This window comes from Pseudoalteromonas sp. SANK 73390 (assembly GCF_054966645.1).
In genome coordinates this window covers 1-16,478 of record NZ_ARPN01000110.1, presented here as the reverse complement: position 1 = coordinate 16,478, position 16,478 = coordinate 1, and the positions used below count along the sequence as shown (strand labels likewise).

Sequence of the window (16,478 nt, the reverse complement as noted above, 5' to 3'; positions counted from 1 at the left end):
ATTAATGTCCAGTCTAGTCAAAGCTAGCCATAACAAACATATCTGAAATACAAATCACTTTTGCTGCACAGCAAAAATAAAGCATTTATAATATTATTATTGTATGAAAAACTGGTAAAGTGATGATGATTTGGCAAGGCCTCGAAGTATTCTTAGCGGTAGTTGAGCAAGGTAGCTTTAGTAAAGCTGCTGAAAAACTTGAAGTGTCTACATCTTACGTAAGTCGGCAAGTGCAACAATTAGAGCAACGCCTTGGCACGGTGTTAATACAGCGAACAACTCGCACCCAAAACTTAACAGATGCTGGCCGCCAGTACTCAGCCAAGCTTAAGGTTATACAGCAAGAGTTAATTGATGCGACCAATCAAGCACAAGGTGTACAAAATACGCCTAAAGGATTAATAAAAATAGCGGCGGCCGGTGATTTTGTAGCAAACCAAGTAGCGCCTCGTATAGCTGACTTTTTGAAGCTATACCCAGAAGTTACTGTTGATCTTGATTTTAACAACCGTAATGTGGACTTAGTAGAAGAAGGCTTTGACTTAGCCATACGTTTTGGCCAACTTCAAGACTCCAACTTAGTGGCTCGTAAACTGTGTACCCGCCCTATGACCTGGGTCGTCAGCAAAGGTTATCAAAGTCAGCATGGAGATATTCACCACCCATACGAACTACACCAACATAATTGCTTGTCTGCAACCCACGGCCGTTGGCGATTTGTCATTTGCCAACAGCAAGAGGAAGTAAAAGTCTCTGGCAATTGGAGAAGTAACAACTCTTTTGCATTGATTAATGCTTGCTTAGCGGGGTTAGGCGTTGCGCATTTGGCCAAAGACATCGTGCAACCTTATGTTGAACAAGGGCAACTCAGGTATATACTAGAACCTTTCCAAGTAAATGATGGGGCAACCTGGTTAGTTTACCCTCGTAAAGATCTCATGCCTTACCGCGTACGTTTACTGATTGAGTTTTTACTCGATAGCTTTGCAAAAAAGTAATACGTTCTTTTTAAAGCAACGTATCAAAGGAGACAATTATGTCACAGTTTTATCAGCTTGCTGCTAACACTTTACAAGGTCAAGCGTTTGACTTTGAAGTACTTAGAGGCAAAGTAGTATTAATAGTAAATACTGCAAGTCAGTGTGGTTTAACACCCCAGTATCAAGGACTACAAGAATTACATGAGCAATATAAGGATCAAGATTTAGTTATTATCGGCTTTCCATGTAACCAGTTTGGCGGACAAGAGCCGGGAGACGCTCAACAAATCCAGCAAGGATGCTTAATTAACTACGGCGTTGACTTTACTATAATGGAAAAAATTAAGGTCAATGGCGAACACACTCATCCAATTTTCCGCTTTCTCAAAAGTGCCTTACCAGGACTATTTGGCAATCGTGTTAAGTGGAACTTTACCAAGTTCTTGGTTGGTCGTGATGGTACACCATTGCAGCGCTTTGCGCCAACCACAAAACCAAGTAAACTAACTACTGCAATTGAAGATGCCCTTAAGCACACTTAAAATTACCGAATTAAAAAGGAGGCTGCTGCCTCCTTTTTAATTAGTCTAGATAATCAAAATCATCTTCACCTAAATTTTTGCGCAAACGTTTTTGTTCAAGATAATCATCAAGCTTTCTCTTCACCTTTCGCTTTTGCTTATCATGCTGATTACGACCGAGGTTCTCATACTCGTCATCTACAAAATCATCATCAAGCGCATCATAAGAAAATGTCTTACCCACAACCCACTCCAAATAAGTGTTAATATTAGTTACTTGGTGAAGCGCCAATAACTAGCATTAATTCTTCACCTAAATGATTATTTAGCTGGAAAATGCAAATCTGAAAAGTGAGAGTTTTTTATCGTTTTAATAAATAATTTTTATCATTGTTTTTATTTTGGTCAAAGAAGCTAAATAATGGTCAAAAATATAATGCAACTTCTGCATACAACAACAAAAAAATACGTAAACCACTAATATTTAATAATTTATTTTTTTGGCATTAGTTTTGAATAGTTATATACATATCATTCATCAGCAAGGCTTTATCACATGAAAAAATTAATCTTGGCAGCAACAATTACATTCAGTTCCGCTTCTTTTGCACACTCGCAAATAGATGGCTCTCATTTCCAATTTAGCTCAGATGAATGTGCGGTGAACTTTAAAAATGATGTTCGCATCACACCTGATGAACTATTCATTACTAATAGTGAGAACAATCGTAAGTTACGCATCACTGACTCTGGTTTAGTTTTTTTAGATAGTACGCCTATTTCATTAAGCCCCCAACAACAACTGGCAGTTGTGAACTATGCGGATGAACTCAGGGTAAAATTACCACAAGTGGCAAACATCGCACTTGATGGGATAAAAATAGCGGGTGTTGCTCTGGAAGAAGTGGCAGCAGCATTTGAGCTTAAAGAATTTAGTTCATTAAACACTTTACTTGGCGAAATAGAAACAGAGGTGAATGAGACTTTTTATCAACAAGGTGCATTTGTTATGGGAGAGCAAACTTTTACTGAGTTTGGTCATAACTTTGAGCTGCAATTTGAAACTCGTATTGAGTCTGCAGTAGAGGGCGCTATGATGGAATCAATTGGTAGTATTCTCATGGCTGTTGGCTCAAAAATGGTCAGCTCTGGCGGCGATATGGCAACCTTTGAAGAACGCATGAAAAACATGGGCCAACAAATTGAAGACAAAGTGCAAATGCAAGCTAAAAATCTTAAGCAACAAGCAAATGCATTGTGTGGCCAGTTTGAAGTGATCGCTCAAACTGAAAATCAACTACAACAGCAGATCCCTGAGTTCGCTGATTATCAGCTGTTTACCTACAAAAACTAATTCTATCTCCCTGAAATAGTCGGCATCTGCCGACTATTTTTTTGCTTGGTCCACCAGCTTTCCAAGAGTCGCGATTGCTTGCTCTGTGTGTTCATTCCACTGCACACCATAACTCAAGCGAATACAACTGCTAAACTTATTGCTGGCACTAAATAGCACACCTGGTGCTATGCTTATTCCTTGAGCTAAAGCCAATTGAAATAGTTTTGTACCATCGTATTGCGGCCCTAAATCAAGCCATAAAACACACCCACCTCTTGGTTCACTTACTCGTACAAATTGAGGAAAGTATCTGCGCAATGCCATAATCATATAATCTTTCGCCACTAATAAGCGCTTGCGCATTAACTTTAAATGGCGGTCATATTCACCACTGGCCAAATAATCAGCTAACACCCACTGGTTCATTAACGATGATGAGCAACTCAAGGCTCTTTTTAAGCGCTTGGCTCGGCCTATTAGTTTTGGTGTAATCAACCATCCAATTCGGTAGCTCGGGGCGGCTGTTTTAGAAAATGATGAACAGGTAATTACATTGCCGGTTTGAGAAAAGCACTGGGCTGGCTTTCCTCTATGTTCTGCAAAATGTAAATCGCCATACACATCATCTTCAATTAATGTCACTTGCTGGCTTTCTAACAGTCGTACTAATGTTGCTCGCTTTTGGTCACCCATACATGAACCAAGCGGATTATTTATACTGGTTGAAAAGACGCACACTTTTATATCATGCTTGCTCAAAACACGCTCTAAGTCCGCAAGCCATAAACCACCCTCAGGGCACAAGGGGATCTCTACAACTTTAAGCCCCAAACTCTCAATTAGCTCCACAATGCCAAAATAACAAGGTGACTCAATGGCCACAACATCCCCAACTGACGTCGTGCATTGCAAGGCGATTGCTAATGCTTCTTGCGCGCCATTGGTAATCACAACCTCTTCAGGGCTAACAACAAGGCCAATATCAAGATACCTTTTGACTATTTGCCGTTTCAACTCGGCCAAGCCATCCATTGCGCCATAGTTAACCATGCTTTGCCCTGCTTTATTCATAGCACTGCGCATGAGCTTGGCAAGCACCTTATCAGTGCTGGCCACTGCAACAGGATTTGCAATACCAAACGGTATAACATTCGGTTGATGAATCGCATGATATACCTGCTCAATTAAATACTGTTTATTAACTGCCATCGGTTGTGCCGATAAGCGCACACGCTTTGGCATAGCATGTGATAACTGTACAGCTTGTAAAAAGTATCCAGACTTTTCTCGAGCGGTGACTTTACCCTGCGCTTCTAGCGCTTGGTAAGCTTGCTTTACAGTTGGAATACTGACATCAAGTTTTTGAGCCATCATTCGCAAGGAGGGTAGCTTTTCACCTGCCCGGATCACGCCTTGCTCAGCCATATCCAAAACCAATTGCACTACCTGCTGGTATAAGTATGCGTCTTGCTGTTTTGATATTACAAAGCTCATAACCCCTCCATCTGTATAGGTTGTTTTTATCATTTTCTGTATATGGCATATACAAAATATAACTCTAAAATAGCAACTATTCCAACCTTAAAAAATAGTAAGTTAACGCTTACGAACTCTATAGGATTAGCAATGAAAGATATATTACTTTATATAATAACGGTAATGATCTGGGGCTCAACATGGTTAGCGATTGAATTTCAGCTTGGTGATGTGAATGAGGTTGTGTCGTTGTTCCTTCGATTTGCACTTGCGGCAATTTGTATGTGGATTTATGTTTTAATTAAAAAGTTGCCAATGCGCTACAGCCTAAAAGAGCATGGTTTTTTTATTTTATTAGCAATCTGTAATTTTGGCGCAAATTACCTCTTTTTATACTGGGCGCAAAATAGCCTCAACTCAGCTATGGCCTCAATCGCATTTTCGCTGCTATTAGTATTCAATATCATCAATACTCGTTTGTTTTTTGGCAAACCAATCGCCAAACGCATCTACTTTGGTGCCGCACTGGGTTTAATGGGGATTGTTTCACTGTTTTGGCAAGACTTAGCCCACTTTGATTTAGAAAATGCTGTGATCAGCGGATTAATATTCGCCTTACTCGGTACTTTGATTGCCTCATTTGGCAATATGATCAGTGTCCGTAACTCTAATCGCCAGATAGGTGTATTACAGGGTAATGCGTGGGGCATGTTATACAGCGCATTACTGTTATTTATATATATTCAACTAACAGGGCTGTCAGTGTGGATTACTGCAAACTGGCAATACTGGGCTTCTTTGGTATATCTAGCTATTTTTGGCACTGTAATCGCTTTTGCCAGTTATTTTTCATTACTTAAACGGATAGGACCTGAGCGAGCGAGTTATATCATTGTACTATTTCCGTTAGTTGCTGTTATGTTGAGTACATATTTTGAAGGGTTCGTATGGCAAAATAATACTTTCATCGGGTTCTTATTGGTGCTGTTAGGTAATGCCATCGTGTTAACGCCTTTTGACAAGCTTCGAACCTGGCTAGTCCCTTCCCCAGTAAATAGCTAACCAGCGTCAAACTAAAATGCCACATTCGTGGCATTTTCATACTCTTAAAGAAATAGCACTATGGAGAATACTCACTTGTGCAGGCGTTTTTCCTATAATCTCTCCATCAGCTTCAATATCTAAGCCTGGTGTGATGATATCAAAACGTGTCAAATTACGGCTGTATACACTTGGCTGCTTTTTATGCCTTGCAAACAACATCGATAAGAAAACTTTAACTCTTTCCCAACGTGTTTTTGGTGAAAACTGTATGCATCTCAATAAACCATCATCAGGGCTCGCATACGAAGAGCAACACACTCCCGCAGCAAAGTATTGCCCATTAGCAAACAATAACATCATCAAAGCTTGTGGTGTTTTATCAATCTCAGATTGCACGATTACACCCTCATAAGACAATAATGCGCTTAAACCAGCCCATAAATAACGAAAGCGATGCCTCGCCTCATTGCGCTCAATTTTTTTAACAACATAAGCACTATAACCCAGCCCCATCACGTTTATGAAGTAACGCTGATTTACCTGCCCTACATCAATTGACCTTGTTCTATCTAGAAATAGGCTCTGTCGCCACCGCTTTGTGGTGCGTTTAAACTGTCGAGTAAAGTCATTGCCTGTGCCTGCAGGCAAAATAGCAAGCTGACAATCTAAACCTACAATGGCATTCACGGCTATATTAATTGTACCATCACCCCCGATCGCCACAAGCAAGTCATGCCGACACATCAAAGTTCGCAGCTTTTCGACATCCAGTTCATAATGACCGCTTGTGTAAAACCAATCACATGATATTTTTTTACATGCTATTTGCGTTTTTAACCACGCAATATGTGCCGACGTGCTTTTTGCACGACTAGGCTTGACTACCACCAGCATATAAACCCTTTAAAAATAAAATTAATTAACCTGAATAACTATTCAACAAAAAACAGGGGGCCCAAGAAAAAAACCACCAATATACTGGAAAATAATAACAAAAAATAAATTACACTTTTGAATAAGTGAATAAAACCACATTAAACTTGTAAAAAACCATCTCATAAATTAAAAATACATTAGATAATCTTATCCGAAAGAGATAAAAAATATCGTTTTATTTTTATCCAATTAGCGCGCAAAATAGCCTTGTTTTCAGTCAACATTATAAAGCAGGAGTCAACATGCTTAATTCAGCTGCTGCGTGCAGCAACACGCAAGTCAACACCACACATACCGTACCAGCAAAAAAATCTTTTGACTGGATGTCGTTTTTAAACCGACTTGGTAAATTGCTCGCGTTAAGTCATGTAACGCTTTATAAGTAAAACTTTACTAAAAGTGCTGCACCTCCCAACCTGCAGCGCTTTGCCTTTTTAATTCAATGGCCCCTTCCAACTGTTTAAATTTACTTCACTTTTAGCCCTTAACTAATAAATTCAATGATTTTAGCTCAAAATCTAGGCAATCAGTAGAAAAACAGTTTACAGCAGCAATTTCGCTAAGTATTATCTTTGCCCATGGAGAGATGGCTGAGTGGTCGAAAGCACCGGTCTTGAAAACCGGCAAGGGTTTATAGCCCTTCTAGGGTTCAAATCCCTATCTCTCCGCCATATTTTACAGTTTTGCGCCGGAGAGGTGGCCGAGTGGCTGAAGGCGCTCCCCTGCTAAGGGAGTATAGGGTTTGTAGCCCTATCGAGGGTTCGAATCCCTCCTTCTCCGCCATTTCTTTTGAGAAACCGCTCTTATGAGCGGTTTTTTTATAGCTATTTTTTCGCCCATCACTAAAATATAGCCACCAACTCTTTACTTCTTAATTCAAATAATTCACATTAGATCATCGACTTAAATATAACTATATAAGTTAAAAAAGTTCTTTGCCCATGCTAGAAACAATACACTCACATTTCGTATATAATCTAGACTATGATACTTGCTTGCAACCACATAGATTAACTGAGTAAGTGGATTATGAATTTTAAGCAAAAATGGCAATCTCAGCTCTGTTACTTATTGCTCGCATCGAGTTACTTTATATTTGGCAAATTACTAACCGTATTTGCTTTTCAAGATCAAGTTTTGCCCATTTGGCTACCAGCAGGTGCCGCATTGGTCGGCGTGTTTATTTGGGGTTGGCGCTTTGTGCCCGGCTTAGCGCTAGCATCAGCAGCATTTAATTGGACTACTGCTCATGGCTGGAGTGTAGTTGCTTTGTCTTTACCAAATGCCATTGAAGTATGCGTAATTGCTTTTGGCGCCGTTTTACAAGCGCTAGTAGGAGGATACTTACTACGAGCATGGCTTGGCCACCCGTTACACCTACAAAGTCGTTTACATATTGGTTATTTTATTGGCTTAATTGGTATTGCGATTAACTTGATATCTGCCAATGTTGGGGTATTTGCATTAAGTTTTTACCACCCTGAATATAGTTTTGCTAATCACTGGAACAATATGCTTGCTTGGTGGCTTGGTGACTCTTTGGGTGTACTGATAGCAACACCAGTTCTGCTTATAGCGTTACAACCTTGGCTTACGAAAACTAAAAAATTACACAATGTAGCCAGTACCTTTGCTGCGTGCTCGGTGCTTTGCTTGTCGGTTGCACTAACAACATTTTTATATAACCAAAATAACCTTAAAAGCGCTCACCTCAACGCTCAGCGTGAAGTACAAATTATTGAAAATATAATTTACCGCTATGTAAATCAAAGTATGTTAGCAATACAAGCTCTAGCGCATCAACTACAAGCTCGAGAACAGTTTTCGAGACTAGAGTTTGAACAAATCGCAAAGTCACTCAAAACTCAGTACACCTTTTTACGCGCATTGTCGTGGAATGAGCGTATTGATCTGAGTCAACGGGCTCAATTGAACAAGCAACTTGCAGAACTCTATGGAGACGATATTGATATTAAAGGAGAGCCAATTATTCAATCCGATCCATTAGTCGTAGTTAAATATATTACACCACTGAATGGCAATTTAGGAGCATTAGGCTTTAATGTTTTCTCTAAAAACAATCGTAAGCAAGCAATTATTAAAGCGGATAAAACCACCGAGCCACAAGCCAGTGATATTATTTACTTAGTACAAGATAGCCGTCCTTCACCTGCATATTTGCTATTTTCACCAGTCTTTAAACCAAGTTCTTCCTCAGACAAATATGAAATAAAAGGCTATGCCACAGCCGTTGTGCAAGTTGAGACCCTGCTTGGCGAGGCACTTAGACAAGCTCAAGCACAGTTATTCAATATTGCCTTTTATGATATTAGTAACAATGATGTGTTTTATAAAAATTTTAGCTCAGATCAACTCATAGATGAGCACAATAAAAAAATCATCACTTTATTTTTTGCAGGGCAAAAATGGCGTATGGAACTTTCCGCCAAAGACGAGTACACCTCACGCCAGAACCACAAACTAACGCTCATGCTACTAATATTACAGCTCAGTATTACCGCTTTAATTGTTTATATATTGCTACTGTTTAATTACCAACATCACGCCTTAAATGCGCTTGTTGAACAACGTACCCGCTCACTCGCTCAAGCAAAGTCGCAATCGGATCGCGCCAATCAGGCTAAAAGCCGTTTTCTAGCCAACATGAGCCACGAAATACGCACGCCACTGAATGCTGTTATTGGTTTTGCTTCATTGGCCAGTGCTACGCAAAATAGCTGGGAGCTTCGCGACTACATAGAGAAAATAGGTTCAGCCTCAAAGACACTACTCAATTTAGTCAATGATATTCTTGATATTGCTAAAATTGAATCAAACCATTTGCAAGTAGACGCTCATCCATTTGACCTACAAGCACTATTTTCGCGAATAGACACGATGTTTTCATCTAATGCCCAGCAAAAAGGTATAGCATGGCAAATCATCCACAACTTGCCCGGCCCAACTTGGGTCATAGGTGATGAAATGCGCCTAGAGCAGGTGTTGATCAATTTATGCAGTAATGCGATTAAATTTACTCAACGAGGCAGTGTGATGCTTGACGTTGAGGTTGAATATGGCACAAAGCAAGTGGGCTTGATTATTCATGTGACAGATACAGGTATCGGAATAGAGGCGGATAAACAGCTTGCTATATTCAATGCCTTTAGCCAAGCTGACAATTCAACATCACGGAAATATGGCGGTACCGGGTTGGGCTTAGCCATTGCAAAAGAGCTCTCAGAACTTATGCAGGGGGCTCTTAGTCTCAAAAGCCAAGTTGGTCAAGGAAGTACATTCACCTTAACCATTAAACTGTTAAATTCAAGTGCTCAAAGTACACAGTTAGAACACGTTGATACGTCGAAAATACATTGCCTGCAAGTCTTAGTGGCTGAAGATAACCCAGTGAACCAATTAGTGATCAAAGCGATGTTATCATCATTTGATATTCAACATACCGTTGTCGCCAATGGCCAAGAAGCCCTTGAGGCTGTGAAACATCACCACTTCGATATTGTGCTAATGGATTGCCAAATGCCCATTATGGATGGATACCAAGCCACAGCGGCAATACGTCAGTTTAAAAATGCTGACGACCTCCCTATTATTGCGCTCACTGCAGATGTGATGCCTGAAGATAAAGCCCATGCTTTAGCCATTGGTTTTAATAGACACCTTGCAAAACCATTAGAGCGGGATAAGCTAGCAATATGTTTAGCCAATTACTGTTAACTCGATGAAAGTATTATTTGTTCTGTTTTTAATATGCTGGTGTGCCAGTACTAGCACTCTGGCCTCGTCAGATAAGGTTATGACACAAACTTGCTTAGATGTGATAAAGAACTGGCAACAAATACCTCAAGCACAACAACAAGGGTTATACCGTTTCGCACACGAGCAAGACCCTATCATCATTCCTAACAACATCGATGTTCCATTTCGCGACTATCTAGCCCAAATTAAGTCACTCATAGCAAGTCGCAATATCCGAGCACAGCAACCTTGCCCTATCCTCACCCCGGTTGCCAAAGAACTTGGGTATAATGCCGAACAGCTCACAGTCTCTGACCTTATTGCACCCTTTGAGTTAAGTCAAAATAACCAAAAACGTGCCATTTTACTTATTCACGGCTTAACAGATTCACCTTTTACTTTCCATTACTTAGCTAAGGACTTATATCAACAAGGATATAACGTACGTACACTACTGCTCCCAGGTCATGCAACGGCACCCAGTGATTTACAGTATGTCACACTAAAAGATTGGCAAGACACCGTTGAATACGCCATCACACGAACGGCAAAAGACTTTGAACAATTCGCTATACTAGGCTATTCCACAGGCGCTGCTTTAGCCATTGCACATGTTGCACAACATACACCAAGCAACTTAAAAGGACTTGCATTAATCTCTCCTGCCAGTGAACCTCACAATAAACACGGCTGGTTAGCTAAATGGATCGCCAAAATACCGTTCATAAATTGGATTGATAAGGATGCCGACCTAGACTTTGCCAAATATGAATCGTTCCCATGGCAGGCGGCAGCTTTAGCTCATGACGCTATGGCTGAACTAAAGTTGCACTCACTACCTGCACATTTGCCACTATTTTCTGCTTTTAGTGAGGTAGATACTACGATTGATAGCGTAGCTAACTTAGCAATGCTAAGTCGCTTTAACTCTGTCAGCAAACAGCCTCAAACACATATACTGTACTATTATGGCAACGCCAACAACGCAACAGCCAAATTACCAAAAGACTATAAGTTGATCACACCACAGTGCACACATCACACATGTGACAAAGTCATAGACATGTCACATATTGGTATCTTGCAACCAGCTTCGCATCCTTATTATGGATGGCAAGGTTTATATCGTAGCTGCAGCGGATATTTATCTGACATTCCAGAGTATTTAGCATGCAAACAACACCCGGCACCTTTGCTTGGCGAGCGCACTGAACAAAACACCCGTCATACTGCCCCCTTGCAGAGACTAACATTTAACCCTGCTTATGATGACTTTACACGCCAACTTAGCACTTTTTTAAATAGCACAATGTCAAACTATGTTCAGCCATAAATTTATCTCATCTATCAACGCTATTTCTTTGCAAACTTGGCAAGAGCTTGCAGGAGATAACTTATTTTGTAGTTACCCATGGATGCATACACTGGAAGAAAGTGGCTGTGTAAATAGTGAAACCGGATGGCAGCCCCAGCATTTACTGATTTATACTGAGAAAGTTCTCGTAGCAATTTTACCCGGGTATCTTAAAAGCCACTCGTATGGTGAATATGTTTTTGATTGGGCTTGGGCTGACGCATACCAGCGATACGGGCTGGACTATTATCCTAAATGGCTCTGTGGAGTGCCTTTTTCACCTATTACGGGCAACCGCATACTATGTAAAGCGCTTACTGAGCCGTTAGCTGAGTATATTTTTCAAACGCTCAAGCATAGCTGTAATATCAATAATTGGTCTGGCGCACATATCAACTTTTTTACAGAACACCTCCCCGCTAATGATGACTTTCTCTCGCGCCAAGGGGTACAATTTCATTGGCATAACAATAGCTATATAAACTTTAACGACTTTTTAAATACACTCACCTCAAGACGGCGCAAAATGATAAAGAAAGAACGTCAACAAGCGCAAAGTAATGCACTAACAATAAAATGGTTAACCGCTGATGAAATTGATACCGATACACTAGTCAGTTTCTACCAATGCTATCAAGCAACCTACCTCAAACGCTCAGGTCACCAAGGATATCTTAATCTAGCATTTTTTCAGCAGCTACTTTTAGCTCTACCAAAAGCGGTTCACCTTTGTTGTGCATTCAATGCCCAACAATTGGTCGCAGCCAGTCTTTATTTATGCGATAAACACACCTTGTATGGCCGTTATTGGGGAGCTTTAGAGGATTACCAATCACTACATTTTGAACTTTGCTATTATCAAGGAATTGAACATGCAATTGAGTTTGAAATAGAAAAGTTTGATGCAGGGGCACAGGGTGAACATAAACTAATGAGAGGTTTTAAGCCTGTCACAACTCACTCTATTCATCATATTGCAAACTCAATGTTCCGCGATGCCATTGCAGATTTTTTGCAACGCGAACATATGCACATAAAGCAATACAAAGCACAATGCTTATCTGTATTACCGTTTAAACAACAATAAACGATTATTTGCGGGCATTGTAAAGTCTTCAAGTAAGCGAAGTCCTACATGTTGTGCCTGTGAGCAAATCCACTCGAAGTCTCTAATACCGCTTTGTGGGTCATTCATTTTTAAATGCGCATCAAAGTGTGCATTACTATCACTCGTAAATTCCCCCCCATAATTAAATGGCCCATAGATACACAAAAGCCCCTCTACAGCTAAGTGTTTTGCCACCCCTTTAAAGAACATTTTAACTAATTCGACACTCACTATATGCATGGTATTTGCAGTATAAATAACTTGTACTTGTTCTATGGGCCAACCCTCGTTCAAGTCAAGTGGCAATGGCGCTATTACATTATTCACTTGGCTATCATCCAGCCACTTTTGAATACCAGCATGATTTTGAGCTCTGTCGCTCGTTTGCCATATTAAATGCGACAACTGCTGCGCAAAGTAGATGGCATGCTGTCCAGTGCCTGACCCAACTTCTAACACATGGTCATAATCCTGTAGATAAGGCTTTAACCTCGACAGTATAGGGGCCTTATTATTTTCGCATGCTTGAGAAAAGGGTTTACTCACATTAAATTCCTTGCACTTATTTTGCTCATTATTGCCCAATATTGACGCAACTCATTAAAGAACATACCGAGAAAGAGCTGCACAAAAATATTAGTTCATTGTTTTTGTGTAGCTTTTTTATGATGGCATAACATCTGCTATATTTATAGTGACATATAGCCACACGAGGACCTAATAATGTTTATTTCTACCATCACTCACATGCCTATTCGTGAAAGTGGTCTTATTGAAGCCCATGATGATAACTTATTCGTACAAAGCGATGATTACCGTAAAGAAGTACAAGATATTCTCACTCCTAATGAGCAAGAAGATGTGCCGAAGACGGCACAAGTTTTTGTCCTTGGTTACAACTAATCAAGTGTGTACTTTTCACTAAGTTTTTATCCTACTTAGTGGCTAACTATGTAATGCGTTATCATTACATAGTTAGCGAAAATTAAATTACTTACCAATTAAACACACCTTTTTTCATCATAAAAAAGCGCCTATCAACTCAAAAATTAGCGACGTAATTCATTAATACCCCAATACAACTGTGCTACCTTAGCATGCACTTTGAGAAAATAACTAGGAGCAATAATGTCACAAACACGTCTAGAAAAAGACAGTATGGGCACACTTGAAGTACCTAAAGATGCGTTATACAAAGCACAAACACAACGTGCAATAAACAACTTCCCCATAAGTAACCTTACACTGCCAACTTCATTTATTCATGCACTGGCATATATCAAGCAGGCAGCAGCGCAAACAAACAGCAGCTTAGGTCATTTACCTGCTGATAAAGCAGACGCAATCATAAAAGCCTCACATCTGATTATTGATGGAAATCATCTAGATCAATTTCCTGTAGACGTTTTTCAAACGGGATCTGGTACTAGTACCAATATGAATACCAATGAAGTAATTGCCTCATTAGCAAGCCAAATAAGTAACTTAACAATACATGCTAATGATGATGTCAATATGGGGCAAAGCTCCAATGACGTTATACCAACAGCAATACACGTCAGTTGCGCAATGCAAATCACTTATCAACTACTTCCTGCGCTTAAGCACTTATCTCAATCAATTAGTGATAAAAGTGACGCTGTAGGTAAGCATGTAAAAACGGGTAGAACACATTTGATGGATGCAATGCCTATAACATTTTCTCAAGCTCTTGGTAGTTGGCAGGCTCAAATAGACCATGCATATCATAATATTCAATCGCAGTTAAAAAACCTATGCAAGCTTGCTCAAGGGGGAACAGCTGTAGGTACAGGCATTAATGCCGATCCTAATTTTGCTAAACTTTTTAACAAAGAGTTAAGTAATAGTGTGGGAATTGAATTTAGCCCGTCAAGCAACTTCTTTTTTAGTATAGGCAGTCAAGACAGTATAGTTAACTTATCAGGCACATTAAAAACACTCGCAGTCGCAATTATGAAAATAGCGAATGACTTGAGGTGGATGAACTCAGGCCCCTTAGCTGGTCTTGGTGAGATAGAACTGCAAGCATTACAGCCAGGATCATCCATCATGCCAGGTAAAGTTAACCCCGTTGTTCCAGAAGCTGCTGCTATGGTGAGTGCACAAGTTATCGGTAATGACGCAACAATTACCGTCGCAGGTCAATCGGGTAACTTTGAACTCAACGTGATGCTACCTATTATTGCATACAATATATTACAAAGTATTGAAATCCTCTCTAATATTAGCCACTTACTTGCTGATAAAACCATTTCCAGTTTCAAAATTAATGAGTCAAACCTCAAAAAAGCATTAGCCAAAAACCCTATTTTGGTCACTGCACTAAACCCAATTATTGGTTATGAAGAGGCGGCGAAAATTGCTAAACTTGCGTATCAACAAGGCAGGCCAATTATAGAGGTTGCAAAGGAGCACACAAAATTAAGTGAAAAAGAATTAAAAACTTTGTTAGACCCAGAAAAGCTCACTCGAGGCGGCCTGTCATAATATGACTGTTTTTAAGTTATGTAGGTTAACACTTGTAACATGTATAGTTAACGGGCAAAATAATCGAAAAGAAAGGAGTAAATATGTTCAAATTAACACACACACTACTACTATCAATGTCCATACTTTTGATAAGCTGTAACCAAGTTACTAACGGTAGTGAAGAAAGCCCCAAAAACAACAGTAAAACAGACTCTCATCAAGCTACGGTTATCAATAAACAAGAAAACAAAAAACAGAGTAACCCGGTTGCCCCAGCAGAAAAGCTACCTAAATCAATTATCAGTGAAGTATCACAGCTGGACATTCAGAAATTGCACAACCAGTTGAAAACACTTACCCAAGATTTAAGCTGTGATAACAGTACACAGTGTCAAGTGGAAGCAGTTGGCAGTCGCGCATGTGGTGGACCAAGCAGCTACTTGGTATATTCAAGCAAGTCAGCAGCGACAGAAACGGTTAAGCAAGTGACAACTAAAATCACACAATACGAAAGCACTTATAATGCCAAGAACAATATGGTTAGTATTTGCCAGCATTTAACACGCCCTGCAACACAGTGCGTTGCAAGTAAATGTGTTAAATTAGAAAATTCGTCTCAAGAAACGTTCTAAAGAGCCACCATGACCCAGCAACTGCGCCTTATATCTATCATTTTATGCGGATTATTACTTAATGGCTGTCATACAATATGGACACCACAGCAAAGTACACTCGCCACACCTCATGCTGAGACTCTAAATAGTCTTATTGCTAATAAACAGTGTGATGCCAGCTATCAATGCAAAGTACTAGCGCTGGGTGAGCGACCTGCTTGTGAAGGCCCCAGCCAATACGTAATTTACTCAACGAAACATAGTGATAAGCAAGCATTGGACTATATCGCTACAAAAATAACAGCCCAAGAACGCCTTAAGAACAAAAAATCATCTGCGCAAAAAAATGTGCAAACCTGTCATTCCTGTTACACCTCTATGTATAAAGCAGCAGTGCCAAACCTATAGACCATAGCCTATTTAGTTAAAAACCATTGCCCTATTACCGAAATAACTACAACCGATAGGGCACACCCCCCCGCATACCATATATACTGGATCTCTATACGTCTCTTTACTAAATAAAAATATAAAAAGCGCAGAAAATAACTCGCTGACGTACCGAATAAAGAGAATATCACCAATAAATAGATTAAGTAAAGCGACACAAGAACCCTTATTTTATTTACCTGTCCCAATAGTAACGATAAATACTCAATATTGCACATAATGGTAACTACTCACGCTAATAAAGCTTCCTCCTTATTCACCAGAGCTAAATCCAATAGAACAAGTATGGAGCTGGATACGACAACATTGTTTATTCAATAGAGTGTTTTCGGGGTATGAAGAAATTGTTGATGAAGTCTCAAAGGCATGGGATCACTTTATTTCAATACCGGATCGAGTGACGAAGATGTGTA

At 39.9% G+C, this 16,478-nt stretch carries 16 protein-coding genes, 2 tRNA genes and 1 pseudogene; 15 read left to right on the top strand and 4 right to left on the bottom strand.

Features of this window, described 5'->3' with window-relative positions; genetic code table 11:
• The first annotated feature begins 122 nt into the window (after positions 1-122).
• A complete protein-coding gene (locus tag SANK73390_RS15340) occupies positions 123-998 on the top strand; it encodes a LysR family transcriptional regulator (protein ID WP_462766982.1) in 876 nt (291 codons plus the stop codon).
• A 38-nt stretch (positions 999-1,036) separates the two neighbouring features.
• Complete coding sequence (locus SANK73390_RS15335) at positions 1,037-1,522, top strand: glutathione peroxidase (RefSeq protein WP_462766980.1); 486 nt, start codon at positions 1,037-1,039, stop codon at positions 1,520-1,522.
• A gap of 40 nt (positions 1,523-1,562) precedes the next feature.
• Here the strand turns inward: SANK73390_RS15335 and SANK73390_RS15330 are convergent, their stop codons facing one another.
• A complete protein-coding gene (locus tag SANK73390_RS15330; RefSeq protein ID WP_261595024.1) occupies positions 1,563-1,745 on the bottom strand; it encodes a PA3496 family putative envelope integrity protein in 183 nt (60 codons plus the stop codon).
• A gap of 312 nt (positions 1,746-2,057) precedes the next feature.
• Here SANK73390_RS15330 and SANK73390_RS15325 point away from each other — a divergent pair, with 312 nt between their 5' ends.
• The gene (locus tag SANK73390_RS15325) at positions 2,058-2,855 is read left to right on the top strand and encodes a YggN family protein (protein WP_462766978.1); all 798 of its coding nucleotides are present in this window, start codon (positions 2,058-2,060) and stop codon (positions 2,853-2,855) included.
• A gap of 33 nt (positions 2,856-2,888) precedes the next feature.
• Here SANK73390_RS15325 and SANK73390_RS15320 read toward each other — a convergent pair whose 3' ends face one another.
• Positions 2,889-4,331 (bottom strand): aminotransferase-like domain-containing protein, encoded by a 1,443-nt coding sequence (locus tag SANK73390_RS15320; protein WP_462766976.1) that lies wholly within the window; start codon positions 4,329-4,331, stop codon positions 2,889-2,891.
• Positions 4,332-4,463: 132 nt separating this feature from the next.
• On the opposite strand from SANK73390_RS15320, the gene SANK73390_RS15315 reads away from it, so the two are divergent.
• Positions 4,464-5,375, top strand: a complete 912-nt coding sequence (locus SANK73390_RS15315) for a DMT family transporter (RefSeq protein WP_462766974.1) — start codon at positions 4,464-4,466, stop codon at positions 5,373-5,375.
• 36 nt (positions 5,376-5,411) lie between these two features.
• Here SANK73390_RS15315 and SANK73390_RS15310 read toward each other — a convergent pair whose 3' ends face one another.
• On the bottom strand, positions 5,412-6,251 hold the full coding sequence (locus SANK73390_RS15310) for a diacylglycerol/lipid kinase family protein (RefSeq protein ID WP_462766972.1): 840 nt from the start codon (positions 6,249-6,251) through the stop codon (positions 5,412-5,414).
• A 284-nt stretch (positions 6,252-6,535) separates the two neighbouring features.
• Here SANK73390_RS15310 and SANK73390_RS15305 point away from each other — a divergent pair, with 284 nt between their 5' ends.
• The 6 genes from SANK73390_RS15305 to SANK73390_RS15280 all read left to right on the top strand — a co-directional run bounded on the left by SANK73390_RS15305 (position 6,536) and on the right by SANK73390_RS15280 (position 12,490).
• Positions 6,536-6,679 (top strand): hypothetical protein, encoded by a 144-nt coding sequence (locus SANK73390_RS15305; protein WP_261595011.1) that lies wholly within the window; start codon positions 6,536-6,538, stop codon positions 6,677-6,679.
• 194 nt (positions 6,680-6,873) lie between these two features.
• Positions 6,874-6,964: transfer RNA gene (locus SANK73390_RS15300), tRNA-Ser, on the top strand.
• A gap of 19 nt (positions 6,965-6,983) precedes the next feature.
• Positions 6,984-7,076 (top strand) — tRNA-Ser (locus SANK73390_RS15295).
• Positions 7,077-7,322: 246 nt separating this feature from the next.
• A complete protein-coding gene (locus tag SANK73390_RS15290; protein WP_462766970.1) occupies positions 7,323-10,028 on the top strand; it encodes a CHASE domain-containing protein in 2,706 nt (901 codons plus the stop codon).
• A 79-nt stretch (positions 10,029-10,107) separates the two neighbouring features.
• Positions 10,108-11,382 (top strand): alpha/beta hydrolase, encoded by a 1,275-nt coding sequence (locus SANK73390_RS15285; RefSeq protein ID WP_462766968.1) that lies wholly within the window; start codon positions 10,108-10,110, stop codon positions 11,380-11,382.
• Entirely contained in the window at positions 11,369-12,490 is a 1,122-nt protein-coding gene (locus tag SANK73390_RS15280; RefSeq protein ID WP_462766967.1) for a GNAT family N-acetyltransferase, read from the top strand. Before SANK73390_RS15285 ends, SANK73390_RS15280 begins: the two co-directional genes overlap by 14 nt.
• Here SANK73390_RS15280 and SANK73390_RS15275 read toward each other — a convergent pair.
• On the bottom strand, positions 12,470-13,057 hold the full coding sequence (locus SANK73390_RS15275; RefSeq protein ID WP_462766966.1) for a DUF938 domain-containing protein: 588 nt from the start codon (positions 13,055-13,057) through the stop codon (positions 12,470-12,472). The genes SANK73390_RS15280 and SANK73390_RS15275 overlap by 21 nt on opposite strands.
• Positions 13,058-13,234: 177 nt before the next feature.
• Here SANK73390_RS15275 and SANK73390_RS15270 point away from each other — a divergent pair, with 177 nt between their 5' ends.
• From SANK73390_RS15270 to SANK73390_RS15250, 5 genes and pseudogenes are all read left to right on the top strand, one after another.
• Positions 13,235-13,414 (top strand): hypothetical protein, encoded by a 180-nt coding sequence (locus SANK73390_RS15270; protein WP_462766964.1) that lies wholly within the window; start codon positions 13,235-13,237, stop codon positions 13,412-13,414.
• Positions 13,415-13,639: 225 nt separating this feature from the next.
• Positions 13,640-15,019 carry a class II fumarate hydratase gene (locus SANK73390_RS15265; RefSeq protein ID WP_462766963.1) on the top strand — a complete coding sequence of 460 codons (1,380 nt, stop codon included), beginning with the start codon at positions 13,640-13,642 and terminating at the stop codon, positions 15,017-15,019.
• 83 nt (positions 15,020-15,102) lie between these two features.
• Positions 15,103-15,633 carry a hypothetical protein gene (locus SANK73390_RS15260; protein WP_462766962.1) on the top strand — a complete coding sequence of 177 codons (531 nt, stop codon included), beginning with the start codon at positions 15,103-15,105 and terminating at the stop codon, positions 15,631-15,633.
• Between the two features lie 9 nt (positions 15,634-15,642).
• Complete coding sequence (locus tag SANK73390_RS15255) at positions 15,643-16,023, top strand: hypothetical protein (RefSeq protein ID WP_462766961.1); 381 nt, start codon at positions 15,643-15,645, stop codon at positions 16,021-16,023.
• A 271-nt stretch (positions 16,024-16,294) separates the two neighbouring features.
• A pseudogene (locus SANK73390_RS15250) lies at positions 16,295-16,478 on the top strand (transposase); the annotation flags it as partial.